Consider the following 19,136-nt stretch of genomic DNA (forward strand, 5'->3'; position numbering starts at 1 on the left):
CTTCGACAAGCCAGAACCTAGGCAGGACAACGGCGTGCGCCATCACCGACGCGCCCAACCACCCACAAACACGTCACAAGACCCATATTTATGACGGAGAGGTATACCGCTGGAGAGTGGACTGCCATCGTGCGGACATGACGGAGAGTCGCCTGGTCCGGCAGATCGCCCATGCCCTACGGCACGAACGCGAACGGGCCGGCCTCACCCAGCAGGCGCTGGCCGCCCGGGCCGGGCTGAGCCAGGCCGCCGTCGCGCGGATCGAGCGAGGTGATCGGCTGCCCAGCCTGACCACTGCGGAGCGCCTGCTCACCGCGCTCGACCGCCAGCTGCGGATCGACGTCGAACCACTGGACAGCCACCTGGACGCGGCACTCGACGAGATCGCCGGGGCCGACCTGGGCGAACGGCTCGAGAGTCTCGGACTGGACCGCCTGGTCGACGCGCTCGGCGACCTGCCGTACGTGCTGGCCGGCAGCACGGCGGCCGTGCTCCAGGGCGCGCCGATACCGGTGGAGGCGGTCGAGGTCGCGGTGCGCTGGCGGGACTCTCCCGCGTTCACCGCGTTCCCGGAGCGGGCCCACGCGCAGCGGTGGAACGCCCGCTGGGAGGAGTGGGGCGGAGTGCGCCACGAGCCCGAGGAGCGGGGCGAGCACCGCTGGCTGACCCGCCACGGCGAGCTGTGGGCCCGGATGGTCGACGAGCTGCCCGAGCCGATCGAGGTGCGGCTGGGCGAGCGGACCTACCCGGTCGAGCCGCTGGTCCAGGTGGAGGTGGCCGACCGGCGCGCGGCCGAGCTGCTGCGCCGGCACCGGCTTCGCCTGTCGGCAGCCACCGGCGGCACCGGCGGCACCGGCGACACGACGGGCCACACCGGCGGCACCGGCGACACGACGGGCGGGGCCGGCGACGCGACGGCTGCGGCGGGCGGGTCAGCCGGCTGAGCGTGCCCAGTCGACGGTGGGCAGACCCGCGTCGGCGAGCGCCTTGTCGGCCGCGCTGAACGGGCGGCTGCCCAGGAAGCCCTTCGGATTCATCGGGCTGGGATGCCCGGCCTCCAGCACCACGTGCCGCGGGTTGGTGACCAGCGCCGCCTTCTTGCGCGCGTAGCCGCCCCAGAGCAGGAAGACCACCCGCTGGTCGAGCGCGTCGAGCGCCCGGATGGTGGCGTCGGTGAACTCCTCCCAGCCCCGGTTGGCGTGCGAGCCGGGGGTGGCCTGACGGACCGTGAGCACCGAGTTGAGCAGCAGCACGCCCTGGGCCGCCCAGCCGTCCAGATTGCCGCTGCGCGGCTTCGGCACGCCCAGATCGGCCTCCAGCTCCTTGAAGACGTTGCGCAGCGACGGTGGCACCGGCACACCCTCGCGCACGCTGAAGCTCAACCCGTGCGCCTGCCCCGCCTTGTGGTAGGGGTCCTGACCGAGGACGAGCACCCGGGTCTCGGTCGGGCCGCACAGCCGGTAGGCGGAGAACAGGTCCGCCAGCGGCGGGAAGACCGTGGCGGTCGCGTACTCCCGGGCGACGAACTCGGCCAGCGCCGCGGTGCGGGCCGGGTCGAGGTGCGGGGTGAGCGCCTCCCGCCACGGCTCGGGCAGGAGCGCCAACAGGTCGAGGGCGGGGGCGTCGTCGGGCATCGGCAACCTTTCGCAGTCGTCCCCGGGACTCTAGGCAGCGGGTACGACAGCGCTCAGTCGAGGGTGGCCAGCCGGGCCGTCCAGTCGCCGCCGACCGGTTCCAGCGTGACCACCCGGGTGTCGTCCTCGCGCCGGTCGATGCGCACCCGCAGGTGCGCGTCGACCAACTGCTCGACCATCCCCTCGCCCCACTCCACCACGGTGACCGCCTCGTCCACCGAGGCGTCCAGGTCGAGGTCGTCGATCTCGGCCCGGGGGTCGGCGGCCTCACCCAGGCGGTACGCGTCGGCGTGCACAAGCGTCACCCGACCGCCCCGCGCCGGGTCCGGCCGGTGCACCCGGGCGATGACGAAGGTCGGCGAGGTGATGTCGCCGCGTACGCCGAGGCCGGCGCCGACGCCCTGGGTCAACGCGGTCTTCCCGGCCCCCAGCGGACCGCTGAGCAGCAGCAGGTCCCCGGCGCGCAGCACACCGGCCAGCCGCCGGCCGAACTCGTGGGTGTCGTCGACGGTCTTCAGCTCCACCACCACGGTCACCGGGAAACCGCTTCCAGGAACCGCTCCAGCGCCGCGTTGACCTCGTCGGCGTGCTCCAGCATCACCACGTGCCCACTGTCGTGGATCTTCACGAACTCGGCGTCCGGCAGCCGCCGGACGATCTCCTCCGAGTGGGTCACCGGCGTGATCATGTCCTTGTCCCCCACGATCACCAGCACCGGCGTGCCGGCCAGCGCGGCCAGCGCCGGGAACCGCGAGTGGGTGGCCAGCGTTCGCAGGTAGCGGGTGACCGTGTCGGCCGAGGTGCGGGAGTTCATCGTCTCCACGTACGAGACCAGCGCCGGGCTGGGCTTCGGGGTGCCGAAGCCGTACTTGCGGGTGAGCAGCCAGGCCACGTTCGAGGTCGACCTGCGGGCCTTGTCGATCACCGTGCCGCCGTACCGGGTGGCGTTGCTCATCATGTAGAGCACCGGCGCGCCGACCCGGCCGAGCAGCGCGGGAGCCACCAGCTTCGTCTCCGCCGCCAGGCCGCCCGAGGTGGCCATCAGCACGGTGCCGGCCACCCGGTCGCCGAACAGCTCGGGGTAGAGCTCGGCCAGCGCCATGATCGTCATGCCGCCCATCGAGTGCCCGACCAGCACCAGCGGGCCCTCCGGGGCCACCTCGTCGAGCACCCGGCGCAACGTGCGGCCCAGCGCGGTCAGGTCGTACTCGCCGGTCTCCAGCCGTCCGGACCGGCCGTGCCCCGGCTGGTCGTACGCGACCACCCGGTAGTCGCCCCGCTCGGCGAGCATCCGGCGCTGGAAGTGGAACGTCCCCATGTCCAGGCAGAAGCCGTGCACCAGCACGACGGTCGGGTGCCCGGCGACCGGCCGGGTCGGCTCGACCACCTCCACGTGGATGTCGGTGCCGTCCGGCATCTCCAGCCGGTACGCCTCGTCATGACGCTGCTGACCGAAGACCTCGCGGGCGTACCGGTCGGCGGGGTCGTTCTTGAGCCGGCGGACCAGCACCCGCTCGCTGACCACGCCCGCCGCGAGCCCGGCGGCGGCCACCCCGACCGCGGCGCCGACCAGCCCGGCGACCTTGCCGGCGGCACCGCGCGGACGCGGCACCCGGAGACGCTGACTCATGGTGTCACCTCAGCTCTTCTCGCCGTCGTAGACGCGGGGCACCCGCACCCCGCCGAACCGGGTGACGATCTCGTAGTTGATGGTGCCGACCGCCTCGGCCCAGTCGTCGGCGGTGGGCTCGCCGTCCGCGCCGCTGCCGAACAGCGTCACCACGTCGCCGGCGGCCACCTCGTCGTCGCCGCAGTCGACCACGAACTGATCCATGCAGACCCGGCCGGAGATGGTCCGCCGCTCGCCGCCGATCAGCACCGGCCCGGTGTTCGACGCGTGCCGGGGCACCCCGTCGGCGTAGCCGAGCGGCACCACCGCCAGGTTGCTCTCGTTGTCGGTGAGGTAGGTGTGGCCGTAGGAGACGCCGGTGCCGGCCGGGACCCGCTTGGTCAGCATCACCCGGGCCCGGGCGGTCATCGCCGGGCGCAGCCCGAACCGCTCGCCCGCGATCGGCGAGAGGCCGTAGACGGCGATGCCGGGACGGACCAGGTCGAAGTGGGTGTCCGGCCGGGTCAGCGTGGCCGCCGAGTTGGCCAGGTGCCGGTAACGGGGCCGCAGGCCGGCCCGCGTCACCATCTCCAGCCCTTCGTGGAAGACCGCGAGCTGACGGTCCGTCGTGGGGTGGCCGGGCGAGTCCGCGTACACGAAGTGGCTCCAGACGCCGACCACCTCGACCAGGCCGTCGGCCTGGGCCTTCGCGGCGGCCGCCAGCAGCTCCGGCCAGTCGGCGACCGTGGCGCCGCCCCGGGAGAGCCCGGTGTCGATCTTGAGGTGCAGCCGGGCCGGGTGGCCCGCCCGGCGGCTCGCCTCGATCATCTCGTCGAGCTGGGTGAGGCTGGCGCAACCGAGGTCGACCCCGACCGTGATCCCGTCGTGCAACGGCAGGCCCGGATCGAGCAGCCAGGCCAGCACCGGCGCGGTGATCCCCTCCTGCCGCAGCCGGAGCGCCTCGTCGAGGGTGCAGACACCGAGCTGGTCCGCCCCGGCGTCGAGCGCCGCCCGGGCCGCCGGCAGCATGCCGTGCCCGTAACCGTCGCCCTTCACCACCGCCATCAGCTCGGCGCTGGTGCCGGCCTTGAGCCGGCCCACGTTCTCCCGGATCGCGTCGAGATCGACGCGCACCTCCGACTGCCACATTCCCCCAGCCTACTTCCGCCGGTGATCATCGTGGCCGTGAGCCGCTCGGCCGGTGCCCCGGCCGGCCCCGGATCAGCCCAGACGGGCCAGCACCGGACGCAGCGCGGCGGCCACGTCGGGCGCGGTCACCGGCCCGCCGCGCGCCGCCTCCCGCCCGGCCAGCCCGTGCAGGTACGCCGCCGCGGCGGCGGCCCGCTCGGGGGCCAGCCCGGCGGCGAGCAGCGAGCCGAGCAGCCCGGCCAGCACGTCTCCGGTGCCACCGGTGGCCAGCGCGGGGGTGCCGGTCGGGTTGACGTACGCCCGCCCGTCGGGCGTGCCGACGATCGTCCGGTCGCCCTTGAGCAGCACCACCGCGTTCATCCAGGCGGCCAGCCGCAACGCCGCGGCGACCCGGTCCTCGCCCGGCATCTCGCCACAGAGCCGGGCGAACTCCCGGTCGTGCGGGGTCACCACGATCGGGGCGTCCCGCCCGCGCAGCCGGTCGGCGAGCTTGCCGTCGACCAGCAGTGTCAGCGCGTCGGCGTCCAGCACCACCGGCACCGGCGCGGCCAGCACCGCGCGCAGCTCGGCGGCGGACTCCTCGCCGGTGCCGAGCCCCGAACCGCAGACCCAGGCCTGCACCCGGCCGGCGTCCGCGACCCGCCCGGTGGCGATCACCGACGGATGCTGGTGCACCACCTCGACCCGGGCGCCGCCGGCGTAGCGGACCAGGCCGGTGGGACCGGCCAACGCGCCACCGACCGAGAGCACCGCGGCGCCCGGGTAGGTGGCGGAACCGGTCGCCACCCCGACCACGCCCCGGGAGTATTTCTCCGACGAGGGACCGAGCGCCGGCCACCAGTCGACCACGTCGGACCACTCGGTCACCCGCAGCGCAGGCGCACCGCGCAACCACAGCGTCAGCCCGATGTCGACCAGGTCGACCTGCCCGGCCAGCGCGGCGGCCGGACCGACCACCAGGGCCGGCTTGAGCGCGCCGAAGGCCACGGTCACGTCGGCCCGGACCGCGCAGGGCCGCCCGGCGGCGGTCAGCGGGACGTGGCCGGTGTCCACCGCGACGCCGCTCGGCACGTCCACCGCGACCACCGTGGCCCGGGCGCCGTCCCGACCGAGGCGCTCGGTCAGGCTCGCGGCGAGCTGGTCGGCGGTCTCCCGCAGGCCGCCGGCGCCGCCGATGCCCACGATGCCGTCGAGCACCAGGTCGACCACGCCGGCCGGCCGGTCGACCACCCGCCCACCGGCGGCACGCAGCGCGGCCAGGCCCTCGGCGTGCGCCCGCCCGGGGGTGAGCAGCAGGGCGTCGACCGCCGCGCCCCGACCGGCCAGGCGAGCGCCCGCGTAGAGGGCGTCGCCGCCGTTGTCACCGGAACCGACCAGCACCAGCACGCGGGCGCCGTAGACCCCGCCCCGATCGGCCAGCACCAACGCGCAGCGGCGGGCCAGCCCGGCCGCGGCCCGTTGCATCAACGACCCGGACGGCAGGGTGGCCATCAGCCCCGCCTCCGCCGCGCGAACGTCCGCGACCCGCCACACCGGTCTCATGCCATCCCGTCCCGTTCGATCCCGCCGGCCGGATCGGCCACGATCACGGCCTCACCCTACCGGCGGTCCGGGGTCCCGGGCCGGCCGCCGAAGGTGCCTGTGGAAAACCCGGAGACGTTGTCCACAGGGTCGGCGCGGGCGGTTCCGCCGCCCCTAGCGTCCCCGCTGTCCGGGACCGGCCGGTGGGGCCGGCGGGGTGGGGAGGTCGTCGTGGTCGAAGAGCCGTTCGTCGTCGATCCGGAGCTGCTGCGCGCGGTGGCCCGGGGGCTGGCCGACGACGCGTACCGGCTGGCCCACGGGCCGGGTGGGGCCCCGGGCCCGGTGGCGCCGCCGCCGGACGGGTGGCGGGCCGGTGCGGCGCTGGACGAGCTGGAGGCCGCGGTGCGCCGCTGGTCCGGCACGCTCGCGGCCCGGGTGGCGGCCACCGCCGGGGCGCTGCGCGGCGGCGCGGACGGATACGAGGCGGTGGACGAGCGGGCCGCCCGCCGCCTCGCCGGGACCACGAGATGAGCGGCGCCGGCGTGCGCGTCGGCCCGCGCCCGGTACGCGTCGACCCCGGCCCGGTCGGCTACGCGCAGCTCTGGCGGGCCGATCCGGGTGCCTGGCTCGCCGCCGGTGCGGCCTGGCGCGGGCTCGCCGACCCGGTGCGCCGGCGGGCCGACGGTCTGGCCGCGCACGCCGACGCCCTCCGGCCGGGCTGGTCCGGCGCCGCCTCGGCGGCCGCGCAGCGGCGGATCGGCGAGCTGCGCACCACGCTCACCGACGTGTTGCCCGTCCTGTTCGAGGTCGATCAGGCCCTCGCCGAGTTCGCCGCCCGGGTGGGCGCGGCGAAGGCCCGACTCGGCGCCGAGGTGGCCCGGGCCGAGACCGGCGGCCTGACGGTGGACCGGACCGGCGCGGTGCGGACCGACCCGGCCCGACCTCCCGACCGGGCCGGCCCGGCGGTGGTCCGGGCACAGGCCGGGATCCGCGGCGCGCTGGCGCTGGCCGGCGCGGCGGACCGCGAGGCGGCCGGCCGGCTGGGCGAGCTCGCCACGGCGGCGCTGAGCGGCTGGGTCAGCGTTCCGCCCGCCGGGCGGCCGGGGCCCGGGGCCGGGCCGGCCGAGGTGAGCCGCTGGTGGGCCGGCCTGAGCCCGGCCGAGCGGCGCTGGCTGGTCGGGCGCGAGCCGGGCCGCGTCGGCCGGCTCGACGGGGTGCCCGCGGGTGCCCGCGACCAGGCCAACCGGCTGCTGCTCACCGACCGGCGGGCGGAGCTGCTCGCCCGTCGCCGCGCGCTGCTGTGCCCGCTGCCGGCCGGCCCGCTCGAGGTGACCCGGCGCGCCCGGCTGGCCGGGGTGGAGGCGGCGCTGCGCGGCCTGAACGGGCTGGGCGAGCGGCTGGCCACGCCGGGCGCGCCGCGGGCGTACCTGCTGGGGTTCGACCCGGCCGGGGACGGGCGGGCGGTGGTGGCGTTGGGCAACCCGGACCGGGCCGGCGCGGTGCTGACCTACGTCCCCGGCATGACCGCCGATCTCGCCGACGCACCCGCCGAACTGGGCCGGGCCGCCCGGGTGCTGGAGCGGTGCGCGGCCATCGGGCCGGGCGAGGAGACGGCGGCGGTGCTCTGGCTCGACTACGACGCGCCGGACTTCCTTCCCGAGGCGGCCGGCGCCCGGCAGGCCGAGGACGCCGGCCCGGCCCTGCACCGGTTCCAGGAGGGGCTGCGGGCGACGCACGAGGGGCCGCCGGCCCGGCAGACGGTGCTCGGGCACAGCTACGGCTCGCTGGTGGTGGGCGCCACCGCCCGCGACCACGGGTTGGGCGCCGACGCGCTGGTCTTCGTCGGCTCACCCGGGGTCGGCGTCGACCACGCAACCGAGCTGCGGATGCCGGCCGGGCAGGTCTGGGCGTCCACCGCGCCCGACGACGTGATCCGGCTGGCCCGCCAACCGGACGAGCTGGCCCGCCGCGCCGTGCTGGCCGGCACGCCGCTCGGCCCGGCGCTGGCCGTGCTCGACCCGCACGCCGACCGACTCTGGTACGGCGCCGACCCGAGCGCGCCCGGCTTCGGCGGCCGGCGCTTCCCGAGCGCCCGGCACGGTCACACCGGTTACTGGGACGCCGACAATCCGGCGCTCGACGGGATGGCCCGGATCGTGCTGGGCCGGTGAGCCGCCGGGAAACGGCCCGGCCCCCGCCGCGTGGTGGGCGGAGAGGGCCGGGGCGTCGAGCCGAGCTACTCGACCGTGACCGACTTGGCGAGGTTCCGCGGTTGGTCGACGTCGTGTCCCCGGGCCGCGGCGATCTCGGCGGCGAGCACCTGCAGCGGCACGGTGGTCACCAGCGGCGCCAGCAGCGTCGGCGTACGCGGCACGTAGATCAGGTGGTCGGCGTAGCGGACCACGGCCTGGTCGCCCTCCTCCGCGATCACGATGGTGCGGGCGCCCCGGGCGCGCACCTCCTGGATGTTGGAGACGACCTTGTCGTGCAGCATGCCCCGGCCGACCGGCGACGGCACGATGCAGATCACCGGGGTGCCCTTGTCGATCAGCGAGATCGGGCCGTGCTTCAGCTCACCGGCGGCGAAGCCCTCGGCGTGCATGTACGCCAGCTCCTTGAGCTTCAGCGCGCCCTCCAGGGCGACCGGGTAGCCCACGTGCCGGCCGATGAACAGCACGGTCGGCTCGGACTTCAGCTCGCGGCCGAGCTCGCGGACCGGCTCGATCCGGTCCAGCAGCTCGCGCAGCTTGCCGGGCATCTCCTGGAGCTGGGACACCACCGCGCCCACCTCGTCGGCGAACTTGATGCCCCGCACCTGGGCCAGGTGCAGCCCGATCAGATAACAGGCGACGACCTGGGTGAGGAACGCCTTGGTGGAGGCGACCGCGATCTCCGGGCCGCCGTGGGTGTAGAGCACCGCGTCGGACTCGCGCGGGATGGTGGAGCCGTTGGTGTTGCAGATGGCGAGCACGCGGGCCTTCTGCTCCTTGGCGTGGCGCAGCGCCATCAGCGTGTCCATCGTCTCGCCGGACTGCGAGATCACCACGATCAGCGTGGACCGGTCCAGCACCGGGTCGCGGTAGCGGAACTCGCTGGCCAGCTCCACCTCGCAGGGGATCCGGGTCCAGTGCTCGATGGCGTACTTGGCGACCAGGCCGGCGTGGTAGGAGGTGCCGCAGGCGACGATGAAGATCTTGTCGACGTCGCGCAGGTCCTGCTCGCTCAGACGGACCTCGTCGAGCGCGATCTCGCCGCTCTCGGTGAGCCGGCCGAGCAGCGTGTCGGCGATGGCCTGGGGCTGCTCCTCGATCTCCTTGAGCATGAACCAGTCGTAGCCACCCTTCTCGGCGGCGGACGAGTCCCAGTCGATGTGGAAGTCCTTGCCGGTCGCGGGCTGGCCGGCGAAGTCGGTGATCTCGATGCTGTCGCCGGTGATCAGGACGATCTGGTCCTGCCCCAGCTCGACCGCGTCCCGGGTGTGCTCGATGAACGCGGCCACGTCGCTGGCGAGGTAGTTCTCGCCGTCGCCCCGGCCCACCACCAGCGGCGAGTTGCGCCGCGCGCCGACCACCGCGCCGGGGATGGCGGCGTCCACGGCGAGCAGCGTGAACGCCCCTTCGAGCCGCTCGCAGACGACCCGCATGGCCGAGGCGAGCAACTGCGGGCCGTCGGCCTCACCGGCGGACCGCAGGTCGGCCAGCGCGCGGGCGATCAGGTGCGCGGCGCACTCGGTGTCGGTGTCGCTGGTGAACTCGACGCCCTCGTTCTCCAGCTCGGTGCGCAGCTTCGCGAAGTTCTCGATGATGCCGTTGTGGATCACCGCGACGCGGCCGTCCGGGGAGAGGTGCGGGTGGGCGTTGCGGTCGGTCGGCCCGCCGTGCGTGGCCCACCGGGTGTGGCCGATGCCGGTGGTGCCGTCGCCGATGCCGATCGGGCTGGCGGCGCAGTCCTCGGGGTTGTCGGCGGCCCGCTCGGAGAGCACCTTCTCCAGGTTGGCCAGCTTGCCGGCCTTCTTCTCGGTCAGCAGTTCGTCGTCGCAGACGACGGCGACGCCGGCCGAGTCGTAGCCGCGGTATTCCAGCCGCCGAAGTCCGTCGAGCACGATGCCGAGCGCCGGGCGCGCACCGGCGTAACCCACGATTCCACACATGGTCCGCAGCCTAACCCAGTTTCGCTCACCGCGCGTGCGCGGAAGGCCGGTCAACGATCACTGGCCATGAGCGAACCGGTCAGCTGAGCTCACCCACCGGACAAAACACGCAGCTTCCGCACACGATCGACCCGGCGCCCGTAACGGATCCGTGGGCCTTGGCGGGTCCCGGACAGGCGGGAAGGCGGAACGACGGGTCCGCGGGGATGGCCGCCACGACCTACATTGAGGGCCCGTTCCACCCCTCCGCGGTCGTCCGCGCCGTACCCCTGTGAGCTGAGCCGATGTCCGAGACGACCCCCTCCCCCGAGCCGGCCCCCGGCCCGACGGACCCGACCGCGGCGCCGGCCGCCGGGGAACCCGCCGCCTGGATGCCACCGGATCCGCTGGCCGCGCCGCAGCCGTGGACACCGCCCGCGCCGTGGTCACCGTCACCCTCGGACGCCACCGCCCGGTCCGGCGCGACAGGCGAGGCCGCCGGTCCAGGAGCACCCGACGCGCCGGACTGGCCGCCGGCCGCGCACCCGGGCGGGCCGTACCCGCCGGGGCCACCTCCGGCCGGGCCGTACCCGACCGGGCCGTACCCGCCGGGGCCACCCCAGGCCGGGCCGTACCCGACCGGGCCGTACCCACCGGGGGCGTACCCGGCCGGGCCGTACCCACCGGGGGCGTACCCGGCCGGGCCGTACCCGTCGGGGGCGTACCCGGCCGGCCCGTACCCACCGGGGCCGTACCCTCCGCCCGCGTATCCCGGCGCGACGCCGCGCCGGTCGGGCGGGCGTTGGGTGCTCGGGCTGGTGATCGCCGTCGTGGTCGCGGTGGTGCTGGCCGTCTGCGGCTGCGTCGGGCTGGGCGCGCTCGGCGGCTTCGTCCAGGGGACGACCTCGTCCGGCGAGCCCTACGACAAGCCGTACATCTACGGGCCCGACGAGCCGACCCCGGCGCCGTCCACCCCGGTCACCACCCCCTCCAGCGGCCCCGGCCGGTTCACCGTCGTCTACGAGGTGACCGGGGCCGACCAGGTCTACCTGCAGTTCTACGACGCGGACGCCAACTTCCTCCAACTCGACGACGTGGACGCGCCCTGGCGGCTGCGGTTCACCGCGAACGACCGCGAGCGGGTACAGGTCATCGTGAGCCCGTCCGAGTCCGGTGCGGTTACCTGCCGGATCACCGTCGACGGCAAGGTCGTCTCGCGGGACTCGGGGGAATACGGCGCGACCTGCTTCGGCTGGTGAGGGCCCGGAGGTGGGCCGTAGGCTGGCCGCCGTGACGACGACCGATCCGCTGGTGGCCCGGATGCGGCCGTTCGGCACCACCATCTTCGCCGAGATGTCGGCGCTGGCCGTGCGCACCGGCGCGGTCAACCTGGGGCAGGGCTTCCCCGACACGGACGGGCCGCCGGAGATGCTGGCCGCCGCCGCGGAGGCGCTGCGCACCGGCCACAACCAGTACCCGCCGGGCCCGGGGATTCCCGCGCTGCGCGCGGCCGTGGCGGCCCACCAGCGCCGGTTCTGGGATCTGGAGTACGACCCGGACGGCGAGATCGTGGTGACCGCCGGCGCGACCGAGGCGATCGCGGCGAGCATCCTGGCGCTCTGCGAGCCGGGCGACGAGGTGGTCTGCTTCGAGCCGTACTACGACTCGTACGCCGCCTCGATCGCGTTGGCCGGCGCGGTGCGCCGCCCGGTGACGCTGCGCCCGGGCGGCGACGGCCGGTACGCCTTCGACCCGGCCGAGCTGCGCGCGGCGTTCGGTCCGCGGACCCGGCTGGTGCTGCTGAACTCGCCGCACAACCCGACCGGGAAGGTCTTCACCGCCGACGAGTTGGCGCTGGTCGGCGAGCTGTGCGAGGAGCACGGCACGTACGCGGTCACCGACGAGGTCTACGAGCACCTCGTCTTCACCGACGCCGCCGCGCCGCACGTGCCGCTGGCCACCCTGCCCGGCATGCGGGAGCGGACCCTGCGCGTCTCCTCGGCCGGCAAGACGTTCTCCTGCACCGGCTGGAAGGTCGGCTGGGTGAGCGGCCCGGCCTCGCTGGTCGCCGCGGTGCTGCGGGTGAAGCAGTTCCTCACGTTCGTCAACGCGGGTCCGCTGCAACCGGCGGTGGCGGTGGCGCTCGGGCTGCCGGACGCGTACTTCGCCGATTTCCGGGACGACCTGCAACGCCGGCGGGACCGGCTGGTGGCCGGGCTCGCCGACGCCGGGTTCGGCGTGCTCGCGCCGGAGGGGACCTACTTCGTCACCGCCGACGTCGCCCCGCTCGGCGGCCGGGACGGGGTGGAGTTCTGCCGGGCCCTGCCGGAGCGGTGCGGGGTGGTGGCGGTGCCCACGCAGGTCTTCTACGACGACGTGGCGGCGGGCCGCCGGTTGGTCCGGTTCGCGTTCTGCAAGCGGCCGGAGGTGCTCGCCGAGGCGGTGACCCGGCTGGGCCGGCTCCGGGAGGAAGGATGAGCGACGGGTACGCCGAGCGGCTGCGCCGGCTCGCCGCCCAGCGCGGCTGCGACACGATGCTCTCCGGCGTACGCCCGGCCACGGCGCGGGAGCAGCTGGCCGCGCTCGACGCGATGGCCGGCGACGACCTGCCCGACTTCTACGGCGAGGGCGGCGCGGTGGCGGAGCTGGAGGCGCGGGTCGCCGAGCTGCTCGGCGCGGAGTCGGCCGCGCTGTTCCCGTCCGGCACCATGGCCCAGCAGGTCGCCGTGCGCTACGGCGCGGAGCTGACCGGCCGACCCGGCGTCGGCCTGCACCCGCTCAGCCACCCGCTGCTGCACGAACGTGACGCGTACGCGCTGCTCGCCGGCGTGCGGGCGGTGCGCACCACGACCGCGCCGCGCAATCCGACGGCCGGCGAGGTGGCCGCGCTCGACGAGCCGATCGGCACGCTCTGCCTGGAGTTGCCGCTGCGCGACGCCGGCTTCGTGTTGCCGACCTGGGACGAGCTGGTCGCGGTCGTCGCGGCGGCGCGGGCCCGGGGCGCCCGGGTGCACTTCGACGGCGCCCGGCTCTGGGAGTCGACAGTCCACCTCGGCTACTCGACGGCCGAGATCGCGGCGTTGGCCGACAGCACGTACGTCTCGCTCTACAAGTCCCTGGGCGGCCACTCCGGCGCGGTGCTGGCCGGCGACGCGCAGCTGGTCCGGTACGCCCGCGCCTGGCGGCACCGGTACGGCGGCACGCTGTTCCAGCAGTGGCCGGTGGCGCTCGCCGCGCTGGCCGGGCTGGAGCGGGAGCTGCCCCGGCTCGGCGGCTACGTGGGGCACGCGAAGGTGGTGGCCGAGGCGCTGGCCGGCCTGCCCGGCGCCCGGGTCCACCCGACGCCGCCGCACACCCATCAGTTCCGGTTCTGGCTGCCGTACCCGGCGGCGGTGCTCGACTCGGCGAACGTCGCGCTCGCCGAGGAGGAGCGGGCCTGGTTCGTCGGCGGCTGGCGGGACAGCGAGGTGCCGGGGCTGGCGCTGGCCGAGGTGACGATCGCCGGGCCGGCCCTGGAGCTGGACGCCGACGGCGTACGCGAGCTGGCCGCCCGCTTCCTGCGCCGCCTCCGGACGAACTGACCGGCGGGTCGCAGGAGCGGACGGCCGGGTCGGTCAGGCGACCGGGCTGGCGGTCCGGACGTGCCCGGCGATGCGCTCGGCGACCTCGCGCGCGGTGGCCTCGGTGGCCGCCTCGACCATGACCCGCACCAGCGGCTCGGTGCCGGACGGGCGGAGCAGCACCCGGCCGGTCTCGCCCAGCTCGGCCTCGGCCCGCTCGACCTCGGCGCGGACGGCCGGCGCGGCGGCGCCGACGGTACGGTCGCCGACCGGCACGTTGATCAGCACCTGGGGCAGCTTGGTGACCACGGCGGCCAGCTCGGCCAGGGAGGTGCCGGTGGCGGCCATCCGGGCCATCAGGTGCAGGCCGGTGAGCACGCCGTCGCCGGTGGTGGCGTACGCGGGCAGCACGATGTGGCCGCTCTGCTCGCCGCCCAGGGCCAGGCCGGAGGCGCGCAGCTCCTCCAGCACGTACCGGTCGCCGACCTTGGTCTCGACCAGCCGGATGCCGTGCGCGGACATGGCCAGCCGCAGGCCGAGGTTGCTCATCACGGTGGCGACCAGGGTGTCCTGGGTCAGCTCGCCCGCGTCGCGCATGGCCAGGGCGAGGATCGCCATGACCTGGTCGCCGTCGACCTCCTCGCCGTCGGCGGTGACCGCGACGCACCGGTCGGCGTCGCCGTCGTGCGCGAGGCCGAGGTGCGCGCCGTGCTCGACCACGGCGGCGCGCAGCGCCTCGATGTGGTTGGAGCCGCACTCGTCGTTGATGTTGAGCCCGTCCGGCTCGGCGTGGATGGCGATCACCTCGGCGCCGGCCTCCCGGTAGGCCACCGGGGCGACGTCGGCGGCCGCGCCGTTGGCGCAGTCGACCACGACCTTGATCCCGTCGAGGGGGTGCGGCACGGTGCCGACCAGGTGCTGGACGTAGTGGTCGGCGCCGTCGAGCAGGTCGTTCACCCGGCCCACGCCGGCGCCGATCGGGCGTTCCCAGGCGGTGGTGGCGTTCGCCTCGACGGCCGCCTCGATCCGCATCTCGATCTCGTCGGGCAGCTTGTGCCCGCCGGCGGCGAAGAGCTTGATGCCGTTGTCCGGCATCGGGTTGTGCGAGGCGGAGAGCATGACGCCGAGGTCGGCCTTGATCTCGGCGGTGAGGAACGCCACCGCCGGGGTGGGCAGCACGCCGACCCGGACCACGTTGGCGCCGGCGCTGGTCAGGCCGGCGACGACGGCCGCCTCCAGCATCTCGCCGCTGGCCCGGGTGTCCCGGCCCACCACCGCGAGCGGCGGATGGCTCCGGTCCGTCTCGGCCAGTTTGTGTGCCGCGGCCACCGCGACCGCGAGCGCCAACTCGGGGGTGAGATCCGCGTTCGCCCGCCCGCGTACGCCGTCCGTGCCGAACAACCGGCCCATACCCGCCAACCTCCGTGGAACTGCCGTTGAGGAGAGAGAAACGCGGAACGGCCGGGCCGCCCCCCGGGAAGGGAGGCGGACCCGGCCGTCCGTCAGAAGTACAAGACGCTGTAGGAGATCAGCGCTTCGAGTACTGGGGAGCCTTACGGGCCTTCTTGAGACCGTACTTCTTGCTCTCCTTGACCCGGGCGTCACGGGTCAGGAAGCCGGCCTTCTTCAGGGCCGGGCGGTCGTCGGGCTCGTTGACGATCAACGCGCGGGCGATGCCCAGCCGGAGCGCACCGGCCTGGCCGGTGGTGCCACCGCCACGCAGGTTGGCGATCACGTCGAACTGCTCGAGCTTCTCGGCGGTGACCAGCGGGTCCTTGATGAGCTGCTGGTGCACCTTGCTCGGGAAGTACGCCTCGAGGTCCTGGCCGTTGCAGGTGATCTTGCCGGTGCCCGGGACGATCCGGACCCGGACGATGGCTTCCTTGCGCCGGCCAACGGTCTGGATCGGGCGGTCACCGCGGGGCGCGCGCGCGACTGGCGCCGGCGCCTCGGTGGCCTCGGGGGCGACCTCGGTCTCGGTGATGTCGGTCATGCTGCTTCCTTCGCCCGCGCTCACTGCGCGATCTGCTTGATCTCGAACGGCGCCGGCTGCTGCGCGCCGTGCGGGTGCTCGGCACCGGCGTAGACCTTCAGCTTCTTGATCAGCTGACGGCCCAGCTTGTTGTGCGGGAGCATGCCCTTCACGGCCAGCTCGACGGCCCGCTCGGGCCGCTTGGTGAGCAGCTCGTCGTAGCCGACCCGCTTCAGGCCACCCGGGTAGCCGGAGTGGCGGTAGGCGACCTTGGTCTGGCGCTTGTTGCCGGTCAGCGCGACCTTGCCCGCGTTCACGATGACGACGAAGTCGCCCGTGTCGACGTGCGGCGCGAAAGTCGGCTTGTGCTTGCCACGCAGCAGCGTGGCGGCGTGGGTCGCGAGGCGGCCCAGCACGACGTCAGAGGCGTCGATGACGTGCCACTGACGCTCGATCTCACCCGGCTTCGGGCTGTACGTACGCACAGGTCTACCTTGTCTCGTCGTCGGTCTGGGGTCGCGCGCCGAGGTAACCGGGGCTCCCCAGTCGAACCAGCGCGCACGAACGACCAAGCGTACCTGATGCGGCACGCCTAAGAATGTCGTACAACAGCAGGCAACGATACCCGGCTGCCCGGCGGCAGGTCAAAACGGGGTCACCTCACGCCGGCCTGCGCCAATGCATGGCGCCTGTCACACGCCGGCCAGCCTACCCGGCCCCGGCCGCAGGTAGACCGCCCAGGTCACCAGGAAGCACAGCGCGTACCAGCCGATGAAGGCCAGGTAGGCCGCGTCGGCGGTGCCCGAGGTCAGGAACGACTGCCGGAACGCCACGTTCACCAGCACCCCGCCGGACGCGCCGACCGCCCCGGCGATGCCGATCAGCGCCCCGCAGAGGCGTCGGGCCCGACGCTGCGCGGCCTCCGGGTCGCCGGTCCGCTCCACCTCGGCGGCGGCCCGGGCCCGGAAGATCGCCGGGATCATCTTGTAGGTGGAGCCGTTGCCGATCCCGGAGAACACGAACAGCGCCAGGAACCCGGCCAGGTAGAGCGGGAAGGACCGGTCCCGGGCGGCGGACAGCACCAGCGCCGCGCCGCCGGCCATCGCCACGAAGTTCCAGAACGTGACCCGGGCCCCGCCGAGCCGGTCGGCGAGCTGGCCCCCGAGCGGCCGGACCAGCGAGCCGACCAGCGGCCCGAGGAAGGTGAGCCAGGCCGCGTCGACCGGGGTCGGGAACCGGTCGTGGAACTGGAGCTGAAGCACCTGGCCGAAGGCGAAGCCGAAGCCGATGAACGAGCCGAAGGTGCCGACGTAGAGCAGCGACATCACCCAGGTGTGCGGGTCGCGGGTCGCCGCGCGCAGCGCGCCCGGCTCGTTGCGCGCCCCCGGCACGTTGTCCAACCAGCGCGCCGCGGCCAGCGCCGCGAGCACGATCAGCGGCAGGTAGACGGCCGGCACGAGCCGGGGGTACGCGGCCCCGGCGGTCGCCAGCACCGCCAGCCCGACGAGCTGCACCACCGGTACGCCGAGGTTGCCACCGCCGGCATTGAGCCCCAGCGCCCGACCCTTGAGCCGCTCCGGGAAGAACAGGTTGATGTTCGCCATCGAGGAGGCGAAGTTGCCGCCGCCCACGCCGGACAGGCAGGCCAGCACCATCAGCGTGGGGTACGACACACCGGGGGTGATCAGCAGCGCCATCGGCACCGCCGGCACCAGCAGGAGCAACGCGCTGACGATGGTCCAGTTCCGGCCGCCGAACCGGGCCACGGCCAGCGTGTACGGCAGCCGCAGCACCGCGCCCAGCGCGGCCGGCACGGCGGTGAGCAGGAACTTCCCGGCCGGGTCGATGCCGTACTCCGGGCCGAGGAAGAGCACCGTCACCGACCAGAGGCTCCACACCGAGAAGCCGACGTGCTCGGCGAAGATCGACACGTACAGGTTGCGCCGCGCGGTCCGGGCGCCGCCGGCGGCCCAGAACGCCGGGTCCTCCGGACGCCATTCGGTGATCCGCCCCGGCCGGCCGGTGGCGACCGGCGCCGGGGTCGTGCTGGTGCTGGTGCTGGTGGCGAGCGTGCTCACGGCGACTCCTCCTCGTCGGGTGACGAGGGGGACGCTAGGAACGGCCGGTTTCCGCGGGGTGCCCCGCGCGCGTCGGCACGGATACGGAGATCGCACGTCCGCCGCGCGGCGACGGTGAGGCGGTCACAGCTCCTGGAGGATCCGCAGCGCCCGGCCGACCCGCTGCATGGTCTCGGTGTCGGCCACGTCCACGCACTCGGAGAACCACTTCTTCATCGGCGAGGAGAGCCGGTCGGGCATCACCACGAAGTCACCCGTGCGTACGGCCAGCGGCGAGTCGCGCAACAGCGACTCCTCGACCACCTCGGCCACGATCACGATCGGCACGGCGGTGGCGTTGTAGACGTCCGAGCTGATGACCAGGCCGAACCGTTCCCGGGCGCCGGAGATGCGCCAGACCTCTCCCCTACGCAGCACGCGGGCGTCCACCGCCGAACAGGGCGTCGTCGACCATGCCGGCCTCCTGGGCGTCGGCCAGGGCGGCGGATTCCAGGTCCAGGCCGGCCCGATTGACCGCGTCGGCGTGCGCGGTGAACACCTCGCGCAGCGCCTTCTCCCGGGCGGCCCGGTCCATCCAGGCGGAGAGGGAGAGCCCTTCCCGCTTGGCGAACCGGCGCGCTTCCTCGATCGTCTCGTCGGAGAACGACAGTGTCACCTTGGCGGTCATGCCGAGCAGACTACCCACTGGTATGACCGCCAGTCATCCCCGCTCGCGCCGATCGGGGAACCGGACAGCCGGGGTCACCGGGGACGGCGACCGCCGAGGACGGCGAAGCGCCACTCCTTGAAAAAGCAGTCCACGTCCGCCAGCCCGGCCTCGACGAGCCAGCGGCACTGGTCGGCCACCGTGGCCGGCCGGTCGTACCGCATCCGCCCCCGGGAGGCGGCGATCTCCTCGGCGTCCGAGCCCAGTTCGGCGATCCGCGCCATCCACACCTCGTCGTAGCGCCGCTCCAGGGCCGGGGTCGGGCCGGCCACCTGCTCGGCGTTGACGAAGACCCCGCCGGGCGCCAGCGCGTCGGCCGCCCGCCGGTAGAGCGCCCGCTTGCCGTCGTCGTCCAGGTGGTGGATGGCCAGCGCGGAGACCACCGCGTCGTACCGGCCGGCGGGCAGCGGGTCGGTCAGGTCGGCGTGGACCGTGCGGTGCGGCACGCCGCGGGCGGCCAGGTGGCCGGTGGCCACCGCCAGCATGCCGGGCGCGCCGTCGACGAGCGTCAGCCGGACGCCCGGGACGGCCGCGGACAGCAGCAGGGAGAGCAGGCCGGTGCCCGCGCCCAGGTCCAGCACCTCGGGGGCACGCCCGGCGGCGAGCGCCGCCCGCAGCGGCGGCGCGGCCACCTCGACGGCTGCGCCGTAGAAGGCGTCGAAGCAGGGCACCAGCCGGCGTCGGGCCTCGTCGTAGCTGCCGGCCACGGCGTCGAACGCGTCCGTCACGCTCATGATCGTCTCCCAAACTATGAGACAGTTTTCTCACATTCTAGACC

The 19,136-nt window shown here is 74.6% G+C and carries 19 protein-coding genes; 6 read left to right on the forward strand and 13 right to left on the reverse strand.

Features of this window, described 5'->3' with window-relative positions; all coding sequences use genetic code 11:
* Positions 1–137 precede the first annotated feature (137 nt).
* Positions 138–944 carry a helix-turn-helix domain-containing protein gene (locus ACGFI2_RS26330; protein WP_393521760.1) on the forward strand — a complete coding sequence of 269 codons (807 nt, stop codon included), beginning with the start codon at positions 138–140 and terminating at the stop codon, positions 942–944.
* On the opposite strand, the gene ung is transcribed toward ACGFI2_RS26330, so the two are convergent.
* The 5 genes from ung to ACGFI2_RS26355 form a co-directional block, all read right to left on the reverse strand.
* Entirely contained in the window at positions 933–1,634 is a 702-nt protein-coding gene (gene ung, locus ACGFI2_RS26335; RefSeq protein WP_393521762.1) for a uracil-DNA glycosylase, read from the reverse strand. The two genes, ACGFI2_RS26330 and ung, sit on opposite strands and share 12 nt — an antisense overlap.
* A 53-nt stretch (positions 1,635–1,687) precedes the next feature.
* Positions 1,688–2,170, reverse strand: coding sequence for a tRNA (adenosine(37)-N6)-threonylcarbamoyltransferase complex ATPase subunit type 1 TsaE (gene tsaE / locus ACGFI2_RS26340; protein ID WP_393521764.1), 483 nt, complete (start codon positions 2,168–2,170; stop codon positions 1,688–1,690).
* Positions 2,167–3,264 (reverse strand): alpha/beta fold hydrolase, encoded by a 1,098-nt coding sequence (locus ACGFI2_RS26345; protein ID WP_393521766.1) that lies wholly within the window; start codon positions 3,262–3,264, stop codon positions 2,167–2,169. The genes tsaE and ACGFI2_RS26345 overlap by 4 nt, the downstream gene beginning before the upstream one ends.
* Positions 3,265–3,273: 9 nt before the next feature.
* A complete protein-coding gene (gene alr / locus ACGFI2_RS26350; RefSeq protein WP_393521768.1) occupies positions 3,274–4,392 on the reverse strand; it encodes an alanine racemase in 1,119 nt (372 codons plus the stop codon).
* A gap of 72 nt (positions 4,393–4,464) precedes the next feature.
* A complete protein-coding gene (locus ACGFI2_RS26355; RefSeq protein ID WP_393521770.1) occupies positions 4,465–5,934 on the reverse strand; it encodes an NAD(P)H-hydrate dehydratase in 1,470 nt (489 codons plus the stop codon).
* A gap of 210 nt (positions 5,935–6,144) precedes the next feature.
* On the opposite strand from ACGFI2_RS26355, the gene ACGFI2_RS26360 reads away from it, so the two are divergent.
* On the forward strand, positions 6,145–6,444 hold the full coding sequence (locus tag ACGFI2_RS26360; RefSeq protein ID WP_393521772.1) for a hypothetical protein: 300 nt from the start codon (positions 6,145–6,147) through the stop codon (positions 6,442–6,444).
* A complete protein-coding gene (locus ACGFI2_RS26365) occupies positions 6,441–8,084 on the forward strand; it encodes an alpha/beta hydrolase (RefSeq protein ID WP_393521774.1) in 1,644 nt (547 codons plus the stop codon). Before ACGFI2_RS26360 ends, ACGFI2_RS26365 begins: the two co-directional genes overlap by 4 nt.
* Before the next feature lie 65 nt (positions 8,085–8,149).
* On the opposite strand, the gene glmS is transcribed toward ACGFI2_RS26365, so the two are convergent.
* The gene (glmS, locus tag ACGFI2_RS26370; protein WP_393521776.1) at positions 8,150–10,063 is read right to left on the reverse strand and encodes a glutamine--fructose-6-phosphate transaminase (isomerizing); all 1,914 of its coding nucleotides are present in this window, start codon (positions 10,061–10,063) and stop codon (positions 8,150–8,152) included.
* A gap of 284 nt (positions 10,064–10,347) precedes the next feature.
* Between glmS and ACGFI2_RS26375 the strand changes: the two genes are divergently transcribed.
* From ACGFI2_RS26375 to ACGFI2_RS26385, 3 genes are read left to right on the forward strand one after another with little or no spacing between them, the layout of a single operon-like run.
* On the forward strand, positions 10,348–11,301 hold the full coding sequence (locus ACGFI2_RS26375) for an MmpS family transport accessory protein (protein ID WP_393521778.1): 954 nt from the start codon (positions 10,348–10,350) through the stop codon (positions 11,299–11,301).
* A gap of 31 nt (positions 11,302–11,332) precedes the next feature.
* Complete coding sequence (locus tag ACGFI2_RS26380; protein ID WP_393521780.1) at positions 11,333–12,520, forward strand: pyridoxal phosphate-dependent aminotransferase; 1,188 nt, start codon at positions 11,333–11,335, stop codon at positions 12,518–12,520.
* On the forward strand, positions 12,517–13,623 hold the full coding sequence (locus ACGFI2_RS26385; RefSeq protein WP_393521782.1) for a threonine aldolase family protein: 1,107 nt from the start codon (positions 12,517–12,519) through the stop codon (positions 13,621–13,623). Before ACGFI2_RS26380 ends, ACGFI2_RS26385 begins: the two co-directional genes overlap by 4 nt.
* Before the next feature lie 33 nt (positions 13,624–13,656).
* On the opposite strand, the gene glmM is transcribed toward ACGFI2_RS26385, so the two are convergent.
* The 7 genes from glmM to ACGFI2_RS26420 form a co-directional block, all read right to left on the reverse strand.
* Positions 13,657–15,012 carry a phosphoglucosamine mutase gene (gene glmM / locus ACGFI2_RS26390; RefSeq protein ID WP_393521784.1) on the reverse strand — a complete coding sequence of 452 codons (1,356 nt, stop codon included), beginning with the start codon at positions 15,010–15,012 and terminating at the stop codon, positions 13,657–13,659.
* A gap of 118 nt (positions 15,013–15,130) precedes the next feature.
* Positions 15,131–15,595 (reverse strand): 30S ribosomal protein S9, encoded by a 465-nt coding sequence (rpsI, locus tag ACGFI2_RS26395; protein WP_393521786.1) that lies wholly within the window; start codon positions 15,593–15,595, stop codon positions 15,131–15,133.
* Between the two features lie 20 nt (positions 15,596–15,615).
* Positions 15,616–16,059, reverse strand: coding sequence for a 50S ribosomal protein L13 (gene rplM, locus ACGFI2_RS26400; RefSeq protein ID WP_393521788.1), 444 nt, complete (start codon positions 16,057–16,059; stop codon positions 15,616–15,618).
* 207 nt (positions 16,060–16,266) lie between these two features.
* On the reverse strand, positions 16,267–17,652 hold the full coding sequence (locus ACGFI2_RS26405) for an MFS transporter (protein WP_393521790.1): 1,386 nt from the start codon (positions 17,650–17,652) through the stop codon (positions 16,267–16,269).
* Positions 17,653–17,775: 123 nt separating this feature from the next.
* Positions 17,776–18,081 (reverse strand): hypothetical protein, encoded by a 306-nt coding sequence (locus ACGFI2_RS26410; protein WP_393521792.1) that lies wholly within the window; start codon positions 18,079–18,081, stop codon positions 17,776–17,778.
* Entirely contained in the window at positions 18,059–18,319 is a 261-nt protein-coding gene (locus ACGFI2_RS26415) for a DUF6364 family protein (protein WP_393521794.1), read from the reverse strand. Before ACGFI2_RS26415 ends, ACGFI2_RS26410 begins: the two co-directional genes overlap by 23 nt.
* Before the next feature lie 74 nt (positions 18,320–18,393).
* Entirely contained in the window at positions 18,394–19,092 is a 699-nt protein-coding gene (locus ACGFI2_RS26420; RefSeq protein WP_393521796.1) for a class I SAM-dependent methyltransferase, read from the reverse strand.
* Positions 19,093–19,136: the final 44 nt, after the last annotated feature.

Source organism: Micromonospora sp. NPDC049282 (assembly GCF_043197045.1).
GTDB lineage: Bacteria > Actinomycetota > Actinomycetes > Mycobacteriales > Micromonosporaceae > Micromonospora.